17 protein-coding genes are annotated in these 13,761 nt (G+C 67.6%); 7 read left to right on the plus strand and 10 right to left on the minus strand.

From position 1 onward, the window contains the following. Positions 1–218 precede the first annotated feature (218 nt). From SROS_RS15135 to SROS_RS15155, 5 genes are all read right to left on the minus strand, one after another. Entirely contained in the window at positions 219–818 is a 600-nt protein-coding gene (locus SROS_RS15135; RefSeq protein WP_012889815.1) for a GTP-binding protein, read from the minus strand. Beyond that, positions 799–1,197, minus strand: coding sequence for a DUF742 domain-containing protein (locus tag SROS_RS15140; protein ID WP_012889816.1), 399 nt, complete (start codon positions 1,195–1,197; stop codon positions 799–801). The genes SROS_RS15135 and SROS_RS15140 overlap by 20 nt, the downstream gene beginning before the upstream one ends. Continuing rightward, on the minus strand, positions 1,194–1,625 hold the full coding sequence (locus tag SROS_RS15145; protein WP_012889817.1) for a roadblock/LC7 domain-containing protein: 432 nt from the start codon (positions 1,623–1,625) through the stop codon (positions 1,194–1,196). Before SROS_RS15145 ends, SROS_RS15140 begins: the two co-directional genes overlap by 4 nt. Further along, complete coding sequence (locus tag SROS_RS15150) at positions 1,622–3,925, minus strand: sensor histidine kinase (protein WP_245564646.1); 2,304 nt, start codon at positions 3,923–3,925, stop codon at positions 1,622–1,624. The genes SROS_RS15145 and SROS_RS15150 overlap by 4 nt, the downstream gene beginning before the upstream one ends. A gap of 739 nt (positions 3,926–4,664) precedes the next feature. Then, a complete protein-coding gene (locus SROS_RS15155) occupies positions 4,665–5,417 on the minus strand; it encodes a LysR family substrate-binding domain-containing protein (RefSeq protein ID WP_081453121.1) in 753 nt (250 codons plus the stop codon). Between the two features lie 55 nt (positions 5,418–5,472). On the opposite strand from SROS_RS15155, the gene SROS_RS15160 reads away from it, so the two are divergent. After that, positions 5,473–5,844 (plus strand): DUF5997 family protein, encoded by a 372-nt coding sequence (locus SROS_RS15160; RefSeq protein WP_012889820.1) that lies wholly within the window; start codon positions 5,473–5,475, stop codon positions 5,842–5,844. Between the two features lie 341 nt (positions 5,845–6,185). Here SROS_RS15160 and SROS_RS15165 read toward each other — a convergent pair whose 3' ends face one another. Beyond that, complete coding sequence (locus SROS_RS15165) at positions 6,186–6,698, minus strand: hypothetical protein (protein ID WP_012889821.1); 513 nt, start codon at positions 6,696–6,698, stop codon at positions 6,186–6,188. A 538-nt stretch (positions 6,699–7,236) separates the two neighbouring features. On the opposite strand from SROS_RS15165, the gene SROS_RS15170 reads away from it, so the two are divergent. The 5 genes from SROS_RS15170 (at position 7,237) to SROS_RS15190 (ending at position 10,955) form a co-directional block, all read left to right on the plus strand. Beyond that, complete coding sequence (locus SROS_RS15170; protein WP_043652069.1) at positions 7,237–7,437, plus strand: hypothetical protein; 201 nt, start codon at positions 7,237–7,239, stop codon at positions 7,435–7,437. Between the two features lie 174 nt (positions 7,438–7,611). Next, positions 7,612–8,196, plus strand: coding sequence for a cysteine hydrolase family protein (locus SROS_RS15175; RefSeq protein WP_012889822.1), 585 nt, complete (start codon positions 7,612–7,614; stop codon positions 8,194–8,196). 11 nt (positions 8,197–8,207) lie between these two features. Continuing rightward, on the plus strand, positions 8,208–9,119 hold the full coding sequence (locus SROS_RS15180; RefSeq protein ID WP_012889823.1) for a GlxA family transcriptional regulator: 912 nt from the start codon (positions 8,208–8,210) through the stop codon (positions 9,117–9,119). A gap of 219 nt (positions 9,120–9,338) precedes the next feature. Then, positions 9,339–10,334 (plus strand): RDD family protein, encoded by a 996-nt coding sequence (locus tag SROS_RS45970; RefSeq protein ID WP_052316942.1) that lies wholly within the window; start codon positions 9,339–9,341, stop codon positions 10,332–10,334. A 153-nt stretch (positions 10,335–10,487) separates the two neighbouring features. Then, positions 10,488–10,955 carry an SAM-dependent methyltransferase gene (locus SROS_RS15190; RefSeq protein WP_012889825.1) on the plus strand — a complete coding sequence of 156 codons (468 nt, stop codon included), beginning with the start codon at positions 10,488–10,490 and terminating at the stop codon, positions 10,953–10,955. Between the two features lie 121 nt (positions 10,956–11,076). On the opposite strand, the gene SROS_RS15195 is transcribed toward SROS_RS15190, so the two are convergent. The 4 genes from SROS_RS15195 to SROS_RS15210 all read right to left on the minus strand — a co-directional run bounded on the left by SROS_RS15195 (position 11,077) and on the right by SROS_RS15210 (position 13,327). Next, entirely contained in the window at positions 11,077–11,439 is a 363-nt protein-coding gene (locus SROS_RS15195; protein WP_012889826.1) for a nuclear transport factor 2 family protein, read from the minus strand. A gap of 234 nt (positions 11,440–11,673) precedes the next feature. After that, positions 11,674–12,360 (minus strand): DUF4190 domain-containing protein, encoded by a 687-nt coding sequence (locus SROS_RS45975; RefSeq protein WP_012889827.1) that lies wholly within the window; start codon positions 12,358–12,360, stop codon positions 11,674–11,676. Positions 12,361–12,398: 38 nt separating this feature from the next. After that, positions 12,399–12,611, minus strand: coding sequence for a DUF6461 domain-containing protein (locus SROS_RS15205; protein ID WP_012889828.1), 213 nt, complete (start codon positions 12,609–12,611; stop codon positions 12,399–12,401). 530 nt (positions 12,612–13,141) lie between these two features. Then, positions 13,142–13,327: a hypothetical protein gene (locus SROS_RS15210; protein WP_012889829.1), complete on the minus strand. Its 186-nt coding sequence runs from the start codon at positions 13,325–13,327 to the stop codon at positions 13,142–13,144. Here SROS_RS15210 and SROS_RS47400 point away from each other — a divergent pair. Next, positions 13,307–13,540 carry a TetR family transcriptional regulator C-terminal domain-containing protein gene (locus SROS_RS47400; protein ID WP_281048029.1) on the plus strand — a complete coding sequence of 78 codons (234 nt, stop codon included), beginning with the start codon at positions 13,307–13,309 and terminating at the stop codon, positions 13,538–13,540. The two genes, SROS_RS15210 and SROS_RS47400, sit on opposite strands and share 21 nt — an antisense overlap. Positions 13,541–13,761: the final 221 nt, after the last annotated feature.

Genomic DNA, 13,761 nt, shown 5'->3' on the forward strand with positions numbered 1-13,761 from the left:
ACCTCCGGGACCTCCGGGCCTTGGTGAGGCGATCTCACCGGCGCACACCCGCACGGCTCAAGGGGATCACGGCCCTCGATCCGGAGGGAGCGATGCGGAGCAGAAGTTCACCCCCTGGCGTGCAACAGCCGATGTCCCACACGGGCCGGAGCAGTCAGAGGGCCCGGAACGGGCCGACGGCCTCGTTGACGACCCGGCCCGTCCCTGGGACGGCCCGGTCAGGCCACGGGGTGCGGTGCGGTGCGGGACTGAGCGGCCATCAGGTGGTCGATGAGCGCCAGCAGCACATCGCGGCCCGCCGCCCGGTCACGGGCGTCACAGAGCACCAGCGGCACCTGCGGATCGAGATCGAGCGCCCTGCGGATCTCCTCCTGTGTCCGGTCCCTGACACCATGGAAGCAGTTGACGCCGACGACGAAGGGGATGCCTCGGCTCTCGAAGAAGTCGATCGACGCGAAGCTCACATCCAGCCGGCGGGTGTCGACCAGGACGACCGCGCCCATCGCTCCGTTGACAAGGTCGTTCCACATGAACCAGAAGCGTTCCTGCCCGGGCGTGCCGAACAGGTAGAGCACGAGTTCACTGTTGATGGTGATGCGCCCGAAGTCCAGTGCGACGGTGGTGGTGGACTTGCCACTCACCCCCTCCAGATCGTCCACGCCGACGCTGGCATGGGTCAGGTACTCCTCGGTACGTAGTGGGGCGACTTCGCTCACCGCGCCGACCAGGGTCGTCTTCCCGACGCCGAAACCACCGGCGATAAGGATCTTCACTGCCAGGGGAGCGGCGTCCCCGTGGTCAGAGATTGCGTAATCCATCCCTCACCGCCTCAAGGATTGTCATACCGGGAATGCCGCCCGCCTGTGCGAAGGCCAGCGGTGGCCGGGCCCGCACCTGGTCGGCCTCGATCAGGTCGCCGATGAGGATCTTGGTCACTGACACCGGGAGGTTCAGCGCGGAGGCGACTTCGGCCACTGCCAGGGGCCGCTTGCACAGAGCGAGGATGGTGCGGTGCTCCGGCTGCATTCTCCGCAGGCCGTGTCCGGTCTCCGAGGAGACCGTGGAAATCGCCGTCACCAGGGTGATCAGCGTCAGGTCGTCCCGCTCGGGGGCGGTTCGTCCGCCGGTGATCGTATAGGGACGGACAAGGGACTCGTCGGCGTCATCGTCGTCGAAGCCCTCGGTCCAGTGCTTCATCCGTGTCTCCCCGCGTCATCGGCCTGCGGGGTACGCGCGTTGGTTCCCAGCTTCTGGCCGACCTGCTGGACCAGGGTGTGCATCGCGACGCTCATCAGTTCGGCGTCGACCTCCTGGGAGGCGACTACGGCCAGATGGGTGCCTCGGCCCGCAGCTGTGAGGAACAGCCACAGGTCGGCCATCTCGATGATGACCTGGTGGACCGGTCCGCCGCCGAAGAGCTGCCCGACACCGCGAGCCAGGCTCTGCTGGCCGGTGGCGATGGCGGCGAGGCGTTCGGCGTCCGCGCGTTCGATGGTCCGGGACCGGCTGATCACCAGTCCGTCGTCGGACAGCACGATGGCGTGCCGGGTGCCCGCGACCTGATCGACCAGGCCGTCCAGGAGCCAGTCCAGGTCTGTGTCGGTGGCGGTGGTTCGCTGCGTCATCTTCGATCTTCCGTCGTAGGGGAACCGGGCTCGGGGGATCCGTCCGGCCGGGGCTGGAAGGTGTCGTCACCGGTCCGGCGCCTGCGGGACTGCCTCTGGAACGCGCCGATCGTGGCACTGGATCGGCTGGGCTGGTCGCGTACGGCCCAGTCCTCCTGGTCGGTCTGTTCATCCCTGTCCGCCGGGACTTTGAGCTCGGTGACCAGGCTGGCCTGGCGCACCCGCTGGGGCAGCGGCTCCTGGCCGGACGACGGGGGCGCGTCACCCTGATCCGGTGATCCGGCGGTGGGCGCTGTCACGTATGCCATCGCACGCCCTCTGGAGCGAGTCGGCAACTGCGCGTCCTCGTGGGGCGGGCGGGGACCGGCCGTACCTTCGTGCGGGTGGAGCTGCGGACCGGTGGGGTCCCGGGGGGCCTCCTCGGGGGGTGCGGCCGGCCCGGGTACCGCGCGGGGGCGGTCCACCACCAGCGGTTCCGGGAGCAGCACGATGACACGGGTGCCGCCGAAGGCCGACGGCCGCAGTTCCACCTGGAGGCCCAGACCCGCGGAGAGCCGAGCGACCACATACAGGCCGAGACGTACATCGTCGGCGTGGGTCATCACATCGAGCTGCGGCGGCGACTGCATCAGGGCGTTGGCGGCGGCGTACTGCTCGGGTTCCATGCCCAGGCCGCGGTCTTCGATCTCCACGGCGAGGCCCCGGCTGACCGGTGCGGCCCGCACCTCGACGGGGGTCAGTGGCTTGGAGAAGGCGGTGGCGTTCTCCATCAGTTCCGCCAGGACGTGGATCAACGGTCCCACCGCGCGCTCGGTTACCCAGGGTTCGCCCTCGACATCGATCGAGATCCGCCGGTAGTCCTGGACCTCGCCCTGCGCGGCGCGCAGTACATCGAGCAGGCGTACCGGCTTGCGCCAGCGGCGCTGCGGCTGACCGCCGCCGAGGATCACCAGGTTCTCCTCGTAGCGGCGCAGCCGAGCGGTGAGGTGGTCCAGGTCGAACAGGCCCTCCAGCACCTCGGGGTCCTCGTGCTTGCGTTCCAGTTCGTCCAGCTTCTTCAGCTGAAGGCCGATGAGGATCTGGGTACGGCGGGCGATGCGCTGGAGCATGCGTTGGAAGCCGCGGTGTTGTTCGGCCTGCCGTACGGCAGTGAGGACAGCGCTGCGGCTGGCCAGATTGAGGGCTTTCCCGAGCTCGCCGAGCTCGTCGGGGGTGGGCTCGACCATGTGTACTTCCGCGTCCACGTCGACGTCCTCGCCGCGCTCCAGCCGGGCGACCACGTTGGGCAGCCGCTCCTGGAGTTCCTGGGCGTCCTCGCGCAGGTGGAGGATGCGCCGGCGAAGAATGGCGGTGAGGCGCCAGATGGTGACGATGACCAGGCCCAGGGCGAGCAGGCCCACGGCGGTGACACTGATGAAGGTCGCGAAGAGCCGATCGGCGTGGCCGTAGCCGATCCTGCTGACGTTTTCGAGCCGGAGATTGAGAACTTGCAGCAGTTGCGGGGTGACCGTGTCCACCGAGGATCGCCACACCGGGCCGACCTCGCGGAGTGTCACCTGGTTGCTCCCGGCGCTGGTCTCGGAGGCGAGCAGCCGCCCCTCCAGCGCGGTCATGGTCTCCCACGCCTTACTGGCCGTCAGCGCGCCGTACTGGCTCTCGTTGCCCAGGAGACTGGGGGCCACCCGGGACTGCAGGAGGTGCTTCCTGGTGCCGATGGCATCGGCGACAAGGCCGTACTCGTCCCTCGTCAGGTGCCCCGTCTCCCAGCCGCGGGCCAGGATGGCGTCTTCGCGGCCGATCATGTCGACGGCCCAGAAGAGGTCGACCAGCGTCTGCGCCTTGCTACTCACCTCGGCGTGGTCGGTGTGGCTGAGGGCGGTCAATACGCTGAGGTCTGACTCAAGGACGCCGTTGTAGTAGTCGAACGCCTTCTGCTCGCTGGACCAACCGGCGTCCACCGCCCGCCGCTGCTGGTCGAGGAGGTCGAGGTTGCGTTGGGTCCGGGCGATGGCGTCGGCGAGCCCCTCCTGTCCGTCGGTGGTGTCCAGGGCTGCCAGCGGACGGAAGGCGCTCACGGCCTGATCGGTCACCGCGCGCTGCTTGGCGAGCTTGTCGCGGGAGGTGCTACGGGGACTGGCCTGCGTCTCCGCAGTGAGCAGTCGCTCCTGCTCAAGGCTGAAGAACAGGTCGGCCGCAGGTCTGCCGACGGTATCGGTGGCCAGATCCATCTGGATCTTCTCCGCCTGCCACTGAGTAGCCAGCTGGTATACGCCCGACCCCAGCAGCGGGGTGAAAGTCATGCTCGGTACGGACACGACAATGATCAGCACGGTACGCAAGGGCAGCCGGCGGGCACCGGCCAGGCGCCGCGGCCGGCCGCTGGTTGACCCCGATACCCCGTCCCCGTCGCCCACGGTCCCCGCTCGTCGTCGCCCGATCCTGCCCAAACCAGCCACGTGCAGGACACTCTCCTCACCGATCGGTGCGTCTACGACGAAAATCGCCAAAGTAGGCGATTGGTGGCCTGATATTAGCCATATGGCGGTTGAGGGATAAAGCCCTCGTCTCACCCGGCGTTTCCGCGCGTCGCGGTCGGGCGGCCCCGGCGGAGTTCTTCGACCGGTCCGTGCGCTGAGGGTCAGAGCAGCATCAACGGGGGCCCCGGGCCGGAATCGGGGCCGTGACCGCCTGCGCCGAAGGTTCGAGGCAGCGGGCGGCGGCGGGACAGGTGGGCCGATGCCGTACTCGGACGGCAGTGCGCCACGGGCCGACGTCGAGTACGCCCTGCAACCTCGGGGGCGGCGCCCCGGCCGGTGGGGCGCGGTGTCCTCAGAGGCCGGCCGGGGGGTCGGACAGCCAGGTGTGGTGCCGTGCTTTGAGCCCGTTGCGTTCGGCTCGCGTGGACAGGATCACGTCGGCGCCGCATCACCGGGCAGACACGACAGGTGCTGCGCAACCTCGGCGCCTTGCTCGCCGCCCGCGGCCTCGACTTCTCCGACGTCGTCGAGGTGACGGCGCATCTTCACGTCTGTCTGCAGGTCACCGAGGCCGGTGGCCCTTCTTTTTACGGCTGGCCGGCACGACCCTTTTTCGGCTGGCCGGCACGGCCCGGCGACCGGAGCCATTCTGTGCGGGTTTCTGCGCCTGCCGCTGTGCCGGTTTCTCCGCAGGGGAGGCGGGGGTACGGCCCCGCGAGCTGTTCACCGTCCGGCCGCGGACGATGCCGATGAAATCTTCCACCAGGTCAGTGGTCGCGTCCGTGGGCCAGGTCAGCGCAACCTGAGACTGCGGCGCGTCCGGCACCGGCCGGTAGGTGAGATCCCTGCGGTGGTGGAGGCGTGCCAGCGACAGCGGAACCAGGAGAATCCCTGTGCCGGCCGCCACCAGCTCGACCGCGTCCGCCGTTGTGGCGGGGCGGGTGAACGCGGGCAGACCAGGCCGGACCGTCCACTCGATGGTGTCGTCCAGAGGGTGGAGCACCTCGTCGTCGACAAGGTCGGCGACGGTCACCTCGTCGGCGGCGGTCACCGCGTGGTCCTTGGGCACCATGACCACCGTGGTCTCCACGTAGAGAGGGATCACGCTGAGCCCGTCCCGGTCGACCGGCAGCCTGACGAATCCGGCGTCGGCGCCGCCATTCCGCAGGAGTCCCACCACCTCGGCGGCGGGAACCGCGACCAGGGTGATCGGCACGTCGGGCATTCTCTCGGTCCAGACGTTGACCCATTTCGCGGGTGTCACCCCGGGCACGTACGCCAGTCGGAACATCCTGCCGGTCTCTCCATCAGTCACTTCCTCAGGGTACCGATGTCATGGGAACCTGTTCCGGCTGACTACTCTTGACGCCATGACCTCGCCCAAACCGAAGACCATCCAGACGATGAAGCCCGCGACCGCGGCCAAGAAGCTGGGTGTCCCCCTCTCGGCCACTCCCGCCGAGTTCCAGGCGAGTGTCGTCTCCAGGGACGAGCTGAACGAGCTGCAGTCGACGCCACCCACCTGGCTCGCTGACCTGCGCCGCAACGGCCCGCACACCAAGCAGGTCATCGCCGCGAAGCTCAGGGTCTCCATTGCCGGCCTGATCAGAGGCGGGATCACCGGACCGCTCACCACCGCTGAGATCGATGCGCTGAAAGCGGAGAACCCGGAGTGGTTGGAGCGCGAGCGGTCCCTCTACGCCGAGGCCCGCAAAGAGGCACTCCGCCTCAAGCAACGCTAGACAGCTGAGATCCTGCACGTCTCCGACCCCGGACACGTCTCCAGGCTGCCGCCACCGTCTCGCTGAGTGACTATCCGAGTGGCAACGGCCCCGGACGCGTGCGGACGGCCGAGCATCTGGGCGGAACGTTCACCAAGGTGAGACCCTGGACCGCCCAGGATCCGCATCGTCAAGCAGGGCGTTCAAGACACGATCAGAACAAACAGGATCGGGGACAACGGCATCGTCTTGATGATCGTCGGTGGCACAAGGTGCTGATCGCGGGGTGACCCGGAGTCTCTTCACTGGTTCCAGCGCCGCCCATGTGCTCGACAACTGAATACACGAAGTCAGTGCAAGCCTCAATCCCAGCGAACCAGCTGCAGCATTACATACGTATCCGTCCTGGCGGGATCGTCTTTGAGTTTCTTCTCTATTTGCGGTTCCAGAGGCGAACCGTAGGACTCGTAGTCCTTGAATGATTCGATCGACAGGCTGGTCTGCTCCCACTTGGCCGACTCCATGTGGAAACCGCTTCCGGTGGTCACCCATCCGCGTTGTTGCAGGCGGTCATGTGCTGTGGCACGCGCCTTCTCGAAATCTGAGGCTCCGACGTCCATCAGCACATAGTTTTCGACCTGAATAGCTGGTCGAACGAAGAGCTTACCGGGGTAGGAGAGCTCCATCGTGGTCTCCGTAACAACCCTGCCGATGCCGCGTACTTCGCTGACAGCAGCCGGATCGGCCTCGAGTATCTTCTCGGGAAAAATTTGCGCGCCGCAGCCGCAGAGTATGAGTAACGCACTCAGAGTGGCGAGCACGGATTTACCCACCGCAGTCGTACGGTTCGGGCTGGTGGCGCGAGCGGGGGACATGACAGGAAACCTCCGTCGCCTAAGGCGACCTATGTTCTGGTCGATACTGTGCGCAGATTAACAGTGCTCCAGGTTCGCCATGATCGCACCGGAGTGGTCAAGGCGGCAGCGCTCCGCGCCGCCGCCGGCGCTCGCTGGTAATAGGTATGGCGCGCACCCAGAAAAGCCGCGCTGCACGCGTTGTGGTTTCGGCGTCGGCGACGGTTGCCCGCCATGGTGGCTTCGGCCGACCCGGTCCTCCTGGAGCTCAGTGAGTGTGTCAGCGCGTGTCTGGAATTCGGCGGCGAGTTGACGGCGCTGCGGCGGAACCTTCTCGCTGTCCATGTAAGCGAACCTGAGCAGCGTCTACGATCGCGGGACCTCCTGAAAGTCGTTCGGCACGTTGAGATGGCATCTGGTCTGCGGTAGGAGAAGGTCTCGCGGATCATCTTCAGCGGCCGGGCTGAAACTCGTGAATCCATCGTCACGCCCAGTCTGTGCGCAGTGCCCTGGCGGTATGCATTGAGGTTCTTGCCTGGTTGAGGCTCATGCCGAAGGCGTGGACGCGGTCGTACAGGTGAACCTGCCCATCGTGGCCGACACCGTCGCGCTGAACCGCCACGCCCGAAAGGAACTGATCGATGCCGCAAGCCTGCTCGCCCAGCGCAAGTCCACCCAGGTCGCCGTTCTGAAGGAGGCGCTCACGGCAGCGGGCCGTACATCCGAATGTCGAAGCACTGAAGCGCTTTCGCGGACCTAATCCGGCGTGGCCCACGTCCTGGCCGAAGAGCCGGGTACGGCACCGGCCCCACAGACCCGTGCCCCGGAGCGCAGGTCGGGGCGTCGTCCATGAGTGGCCGGGGCTGCCGGATCGGTCCGCAGGCTGTCCGGCTTGTGCCTTCAGCCGCCACCTTCCGCCCTGAATCCTGGACAGGTGAAAAGAGCACTCGTCGTCATCGACGTCCAGGAATCCTTCCGGCAGCTTCCCGACTGGGAGTTCGTCTCGCAGCCGGCCATCGTCACGCAGGTCAACCGGCTGGTGGCGGGCGCGCGGGCTCAAGACGAGCTGGTGGTGTGGGTGCTGGGTTCGCGGCCGGGGTCAGGAACCGTGTTCGACCCGGCTCGGGGATATGTCCGCCTGATGGAGGGGCTTGATCCGCGCGCCGGGGAACCAGTCATCACCAAGACGGCGCACAACGCCTTCACCACGACGAACCTGCACCAGATGCTCACCGCTAGAGGGGTGAGGGAGCTGACCGTGTGCGGCATCAGGACCGAGCAGTGCTGCGAGACCACCGCCCGGATCGCCTCCGACCTGGGATTCGACGTGGTCTTCGCCGTCGACGCCACGGCCACGACCCCGATCCCGCATCGCGACGCGTCAGCGGATCTGCCGTTCGCGGAATTGGTGGCGGACCCGCGGACGCTGGGAGTCGCCGACGTCATCGCCCGCACCGAGTATGCGCTGGCCGGCCGGTTCGCGGCTGTCCGAACTGTCGACCAGGTGATCGGAGGTTAGGCTCGGCGACCATGGCGCGCGTTGTCTTCCTGCTCATCCCGTCGATTCACCTGCTCGACGTGGCGGGACCGGCCCAGGTCTTCTCCACGGCGGCAGACCTCGGCCACACCTACAAGCTCGTCTACGTCTCCGCGGAGCAGGACGTCGCCACCGTACAGGGGCTCCCGCTGCGCGCTCAGACACAGTGGCCCGAACTGGACGCCGACGACCTGATCGTCGTGCCGGGCTGGCGCGGGCCCGTCCGGATGCCGGATGCCGGGACCTTCGCCCGGTTGCGCGACCATCACGCGACCGGCGGCACGCTCGCCGGGGTGTGCGCGGGCGCCGACGCGCTGGGCAGGGCCGGGCTGCTCGATGGCCGCCGCTGCACAACGCACCATACGGTCCAGGATGAATTGGCGCGCCTGTACCCCAAGGCGCACGTGGTCCGGGACGCACTGTATGTCGCGGACGAGCGGGTGGTCACCTCGGCGGGAGTGGCCAGCGGCATTGATGTGGCGCTGCACCTGCTCAGCGTGCGCCACGGCCCGCGCGCCGCAGGGCAGGTGGCCCGCACCATGGTGGTCCACGCCCACCGCGACGGCGCGGCCCGGCAGATCAGCATGATGTTCCGGCACCGTTCGCATGTCGACGAGACCGTGCACCGCGTCCAGGATCTGATCGACACACGGTTCACCGAACGCCTCCCGCTCAGCCTGCTCGCCCGGACGGCAAGTTGCAGCGAGCGGACCGTGACCCGGCTGTTCCGCGACGCGACCGGCATGACGCCACTGGCATACCAGACTGTGCTACGGCTGGAGCGGGCCGAGCATCTCATCACCCAAGGGGCCACGACCGAGACGGCGGCACGCGACGTCGGCTACGAGGACGCCCGCATGCTACGCCGCCTGCGCGCCCGCACCGGGGCGCGGGCGACCAGGTGACTGGGTGGTTGCGGCGCTACGGCTGCCGCGGCAAAACGCGGCGGTTCCGAGATGCCAGGAAAGTGGCCACCGGTGGATATCAACGAGCAGGTGCGCGATAGGGGTCGGGACGTGTCGGCCTGAGCTTGCCGGGACATCGTAGGGTGTCGCCCTCAGGGCGAAAGGATCATTGTGCCGCAACTCTCTCGATTATCGCGGTCAGCGCTGTCGGCGTGGGTGGTGGCTGCGGCCGTCGCCGCCTTCCCGACCTGGGGGCTGTGGTGCGAGCGACTCGATCGTGAGGAGTTCACCCGGACCCATGGGGGGTCCGACCAGATCTACGGGGCCGTGCTCCTGTACAGCCATGGATCGACGCTGTCGCCGTTTGCCCCGCTGCGCATTGATCTCGAAGCGGTCATGAAGATCATGGAGGACTGGGCGGTTCCGGCTTTCGTGGTTCTCCTCGGCCTCCTCGCGTGTCTCGGCCGCAGGGATCCCGGGGTGACAGGCCGGCGGGTGGCGGGACTCCTCGTCCTGATCGCGGTCCTCGAACTTCTCGCCTGGTGGTACAGCGGGCGAGGAATCTACGGCGAGACGGTCCCGCTGTCCGGCGCCGGCGGGTTCGGCACGGTGGCCGGTGGCTGGGGGATCACCCAGCTGTGTCTCCTGGCGGCCGCGGCGCTGGTGTTCGCCGCGTCGCGTGTGGTGCGGCCCGTCATCGGGGAGGAGCCGGGCGCGTCACGGGCCGGGACGGTGTGGCGGCGACCGGCGGCGGCCCTGGTCGACTATCTGATCGCCGTTGCCGCTCTGGGTGTCGTCGTGGGACCGCTCTGGTCCTTGATCGGCCTCGGCTCCGGGTTCCGGATGGGGTTCGGGCTCCTGGGGCAGGTCGACCTGTTGCAGGTCGGTACGGACCTCGAGGAGCTGGTCATCTTGTCCGGGCTGTTCCTTTACTTCTGGGTGCAGCACGCTCTGTGGGGGCGGACGCTCGGCAAGCGGCTGCTGGGTGTCCGGGTCATCGCCGCGCGGACGGGCGGACGGCTGGGCGCGGGCAGGACCGCGCTCCGCACGCTGATTTTCCCCCTCCTCGCCTTCGTCCCCGGCATCGGGCTGCCGTGCCTCCTCGCGGACGGGCTGTGGATGCTCCTCGATCCCGAAGGCCGGGTTCTCCGTGACCGTTGGCTGGGCGCCACGGTGGTACGCGACCGGGTACGGGACGCTCGGCCGCAGACGTGACCGGCCACCATCGGCATGATCTTGCCAACGCGGGTGCCGACCACAGGTCCACGGTCCTGGACGACCATGGATTGAGGAGCCCCGTAGACCCTGCTCCACCTGGCTGCCATCCTCATCCGGGCACGACGCTGACCGATGCGATAGAACCTTGCCATGCCAAGCTTCGAGGTCACACCGATAGGTACAGTCCGGAACAACCGAACGGACGTCCAGCACACGGACAACTGGGGTGCCGTCCGCAGCACGATCACCATCGACGAGCGCTTCGGCGAGGCGTGCCTCCAGGGTCTGGAGGGCTTCTCCCACGTGGAGGTCCTCTTCATCTTCGACCAGTTCCCGGAACACGACGACTACCGCGAACCCCGCCCCTACCGCGGCCGCTCCGACCTCCCGCCCGTTGGTGTCTTCGCCGGCCGCGGCCCCCGCAGACCGAACCGCATCGGGGTAACGTGCTGCGCCATCGAATCCGTCCACCGCCGCGAACTGACGGTGGTGGGCCTCGACGCGGTCTCCGGCACCCCGGTCATTGACCTGAAGCCGACGATGGCGGAGTTCCGCGCGGTGAACATCAAGCAGCCGGAATGGGTCAGCCGCCTGATGTCGGAGTACTTCCAGCCGTAAACGGCCCCCGCCAACCTGCCTGCCCTCACCGCCTCACCCTGTGACAGGTCACGAATGCGGCTGGAGTACTGATCGGACAGGCATGTCCGATCAACCGACCACCCGACCTAAGAGACCCGCCCTAGACGATGTAGACGGGGGCGAGGTCGACGAATATGCGGTAGTCGGTGATCAGGCCGTCGTCGCGGGTGCGCCAGATCGATACGGCAACGACGCTGACATCCTTGCCGTCGAGCCGCCGGTAGGTCACCTCGGTCTCGGCGATGATGTCGGCGTCCACCTGCCAGTTCCTGACGATCCGGTGCCGCAGGCCGCCGATGGTGGAGAAGAACGCCCGCAACCCGGCGGCGATGGCCTCACGTCCCGTCATCGGCTCGGCGTTGCCGAACACCAGCGTGGCGTCATCGGCCAGCAACCGTACGAACTCGCCGGGGTCGAACGAGTCGACTGACTGGAAAACGCGTCGCACCGCATCGTCGGTCATGCCGATCCTTCCTCACACGGTCGGGATCACTGGTGGGGACGATACGGGGCGGAGGGCGACGCGCAACTATCGCCAAGGTGGGTATCCCATCGCCGCAAGGCGCCGGGAGGGTTGATCTCCGACGGATGTCGTGCCCGGCTCCTCATGGTGGTCGTGAGGACTGATCCTTTGGGCGAGACGGTCCTTCCCGGAGGGCTTGGATCCTCCGGATGCAGGGCCCAACGAGGAGCCGGCCTATGGGGTGTTGCCGGTGACGGTGCACACCCCGTACGGGCCTTTCGCGACGTCCTCCCACATGACTTCGTCGTCGACCGTGATGCGGCACGTCACCGACCCTTTGGCGCCTGCGTTCTGCGCCCACAGGTACAGGTAGGGGGTGTCGCCGACTTTGATCTCTTTGCTGTACGGCAGGGGCACGCCCTGCTCTTGCTTGATGCCGTACTTCACGCTGTAGGTGATGTTGCCTGCGCTGGTGGCCCCGTCGCTGCCGATGGCTTCGAGCAGCACCGTGTGCGCACCCGACGTGTTCTCCTGCTCATCCTGCGCGGCGGGCGGGCTGCTGGGGCTGAGCTGCGTGCGCCCCGTGCCGGGCCCGGGGTCGTCGAGGGCGGTGAACCCGGCGCCGACGATGCCGCTGACGACGAGCATCCAGTAGAGGATCCACAGGCCGGTGAGGATCCAGCCGAGGATGACGCCGGCCAATGCCATGCTGTGGCCGTCGGTGCGATCCCTCCTGATCTGGCCGAGGGCCACGTGTCCGAACACCACGGCCAGGATCGATGTGAATCCGCAGGTGATGAACCCGGTAAGGCCGAGCACGAGGCTGGCGACGGCGAGCCCGTTGGTTTTCGGCGGCGGGGTCGCGTACCCGTAGCCGTATCCGGGTGGGGGCTGCCGGCCGTAGCCAGGGGGGTAGCTCACGGGTTCTCCATATTTCGGGGGTACGTGTGGGACGCCTGTTACCTGTGAACGGTTGTCGCCTGGCCGAAGGAACGCGGGAACGGGGTATTGATGCCGGGCCCCTCCCCGGACAGGCCGACTTCGCGCATCTTGCTGACCAAGCGGTCTGGATCACTGCCCCGGCGTGTACCAGGAACCGACTGATCGAAGCAGGTGACCTGTTCACCGTCGATCGCGTAGACGCAATAGTCCGAGGCGTGGATGTACTCCATCGTTCGTTCCTGGCGATTTTCAAAGGTCACCTCTTCGATCCCGCTGCTGTCCGCGCCGCGACGCGTCAACGCCCCGCGAGGGCTGAGGGATCGGGCGAAGGCGACGCAGGAGACGTCATGGAACGGGCCGTGCTTCGCGAGCCGGCACGAATTCTTCGTGCGAGTCCGTCACCGTAGCTCCCTTGATCAGTTACGTACGATGACGGCAGCCGTCACCGACAGGGACAGCGTTGCCCGCAGCGTCTCGGAAGACGTAGGCGTGAGTTGACCGACCGGGTGACGACGACCACGGACCCGGCCGGACGACCGGAGACCGTAATCGCAGGTCAGGCATCCCGTGGCCGCTTGTGGCAAGCGGTCGTGGGACGTGATGGCGTCATCAGGGCGTCAACGCTCCGCACCGCCGCATGGCGCGGCCCGCCCGCCCGCGCCGGACGGACATCGGGACCGGGCATGCGGCCTGGAGGCCGGTCTCGAGCACAGCCTGAACGACCTTGGGCCACGGAGTGCCCGCACCCGGTCATGGCGCCTCATCGGTCATGGCCGCGGGTGCCGTCCTTTCCGATCATCTTCCAGATGACCACCATGCCCAGCGCGAGGACGAGCAGGGCGATGACCACGATGACCCCCTTGATCAGGAAGTCGGACATCAGGTGGTCAAGGAGCTCGGAGCCTTCGCCCCCGGCCGGCAGCGCGTGGAACGGGCCGCCGGTCATCGGTCACCGTTGAGGTCCCTTGTCAGGCGGATTCTCGTCCGCATGAGGGACATGGGGACGCTCCGGCCCGGCCTGCACATCGACACCGAGACCGAGCGGCTGAGCTCACTGCTGGACGGACTCAGCCTCAACACGGTGTTACACCCGGACATGCTCAGCGGGCAACGCTGCGTCGAGGTCCTTCAGGCACACCTCGACGAGCTGGCCGGCTGATCGAACCGCCCCGCGCTCGCCGGCAGGCCGGTGCCATGGCCTGCATGCACAGGCGGGAGCGGGTAGGGGGTCATCCGGTCCGGGACTTCAGCGAGTTCGTGAAGAGCGCCGTGGCAGCCGGAGCGTGGCAGGGCTGACCACGCGGCGGCTCCGCCGCCGCTGCCGGCCGGCGATGAGGGCTCGCGCGAACCGGCAGGGGATCATTGCCGAGCCGGGGCCGC

The sequence above is a fragment of the Streptosporangium roseum DSM 43021 genome (genome assembly GCF_000024865.1).
Taxonomy (GTDB): Bacteria; Actinomycetota; Actinomycetes; order Streptosporangiales; family Streptosporangiaceae; genus Streptosporangium; species Streptosporangium roseum.

Excerpts from the sequence above, each read along its gene's own strand:
- SROS_RS15135 (WP_012889815.1), bottom strand. The coding sequence starts at position 818 with ATGGATTACGCAATCTCTGACCACGGGGACGCCGCTCCCCTGGCAGTG.
- SROS_RS15140 (WP_012889816.1), bottom strand. The coding sequence starts at position 1,197 with ATGAAGCACTGGACCGAGGGCTTCGACGACGATGACGCCGACGAGTCC.
- SROS_RS15145 (WP_012889817.1), bottom strand. The coding sequence starts at position 1,625 with ATGACGCAGCGAACCACCGCCACCGACACAGACCTGGACTGGCTCCTG.
- SROS_RS15150 (WP_245564646.1), bottom strand. The coding sequence starts at position 3,925 with ATGACTTTCACCCCGCTGCTGGGGTCGGGCGTATACCAGCTGGCTACT.
- SROS_RS15160 (WP_012889820.1), top strand. The coding sequence starts at position 5,473 with ATGACCTCGCCCAAACCGAAGACCATCCAGACGATGAAGCCCGCGACC.
- SROS_RS15165 (WP_012889821.1), bottom strand. The coding sequence starts at position 6,698 with ATGTCCCCCGCTCGCGCCACCAGCCCGAACCGTACGACTGCGGTGGGT.
- SROS_RS15180 (WP_012889823.1), top strand. The coding sequence starts at position 8,208 with ATGGCGCGCGTTGTCTTCCTGCTCATCCCGTCGATTCACCTGCTCGAC.
- SROS_RS15190 (WP_012889825.1), top strand. The coding sequence starts at position 10,488 with ATGCCAAGCTTCGAGGTCACACCGATAGGTACAGTCCGGAACAACCGA.
- SROS_RS15195 (WP_012889826.1), bottom strand. The coding sequence starts at position 11,439 with ATGACCGACGATGCGGTGCGACGCGTTTTCCAGTCAGTCGACTCGTTC.
- SROS_RS15205 (WP_012889828.1), bottom strand. The coding sequence starts at position 12,611 with ATGGAGTACATCCACGCCTCGGACTATTGCGTCTACGCGATCGACGGT.
- SROS_RS15210 (WP_012889829.1), bottom strand. The coding sequence starts at position 13,327 with ATGACCGGCGGCCCGTTCCACGCGCTGCCGGCCGGGGGCGAAGGCTCC.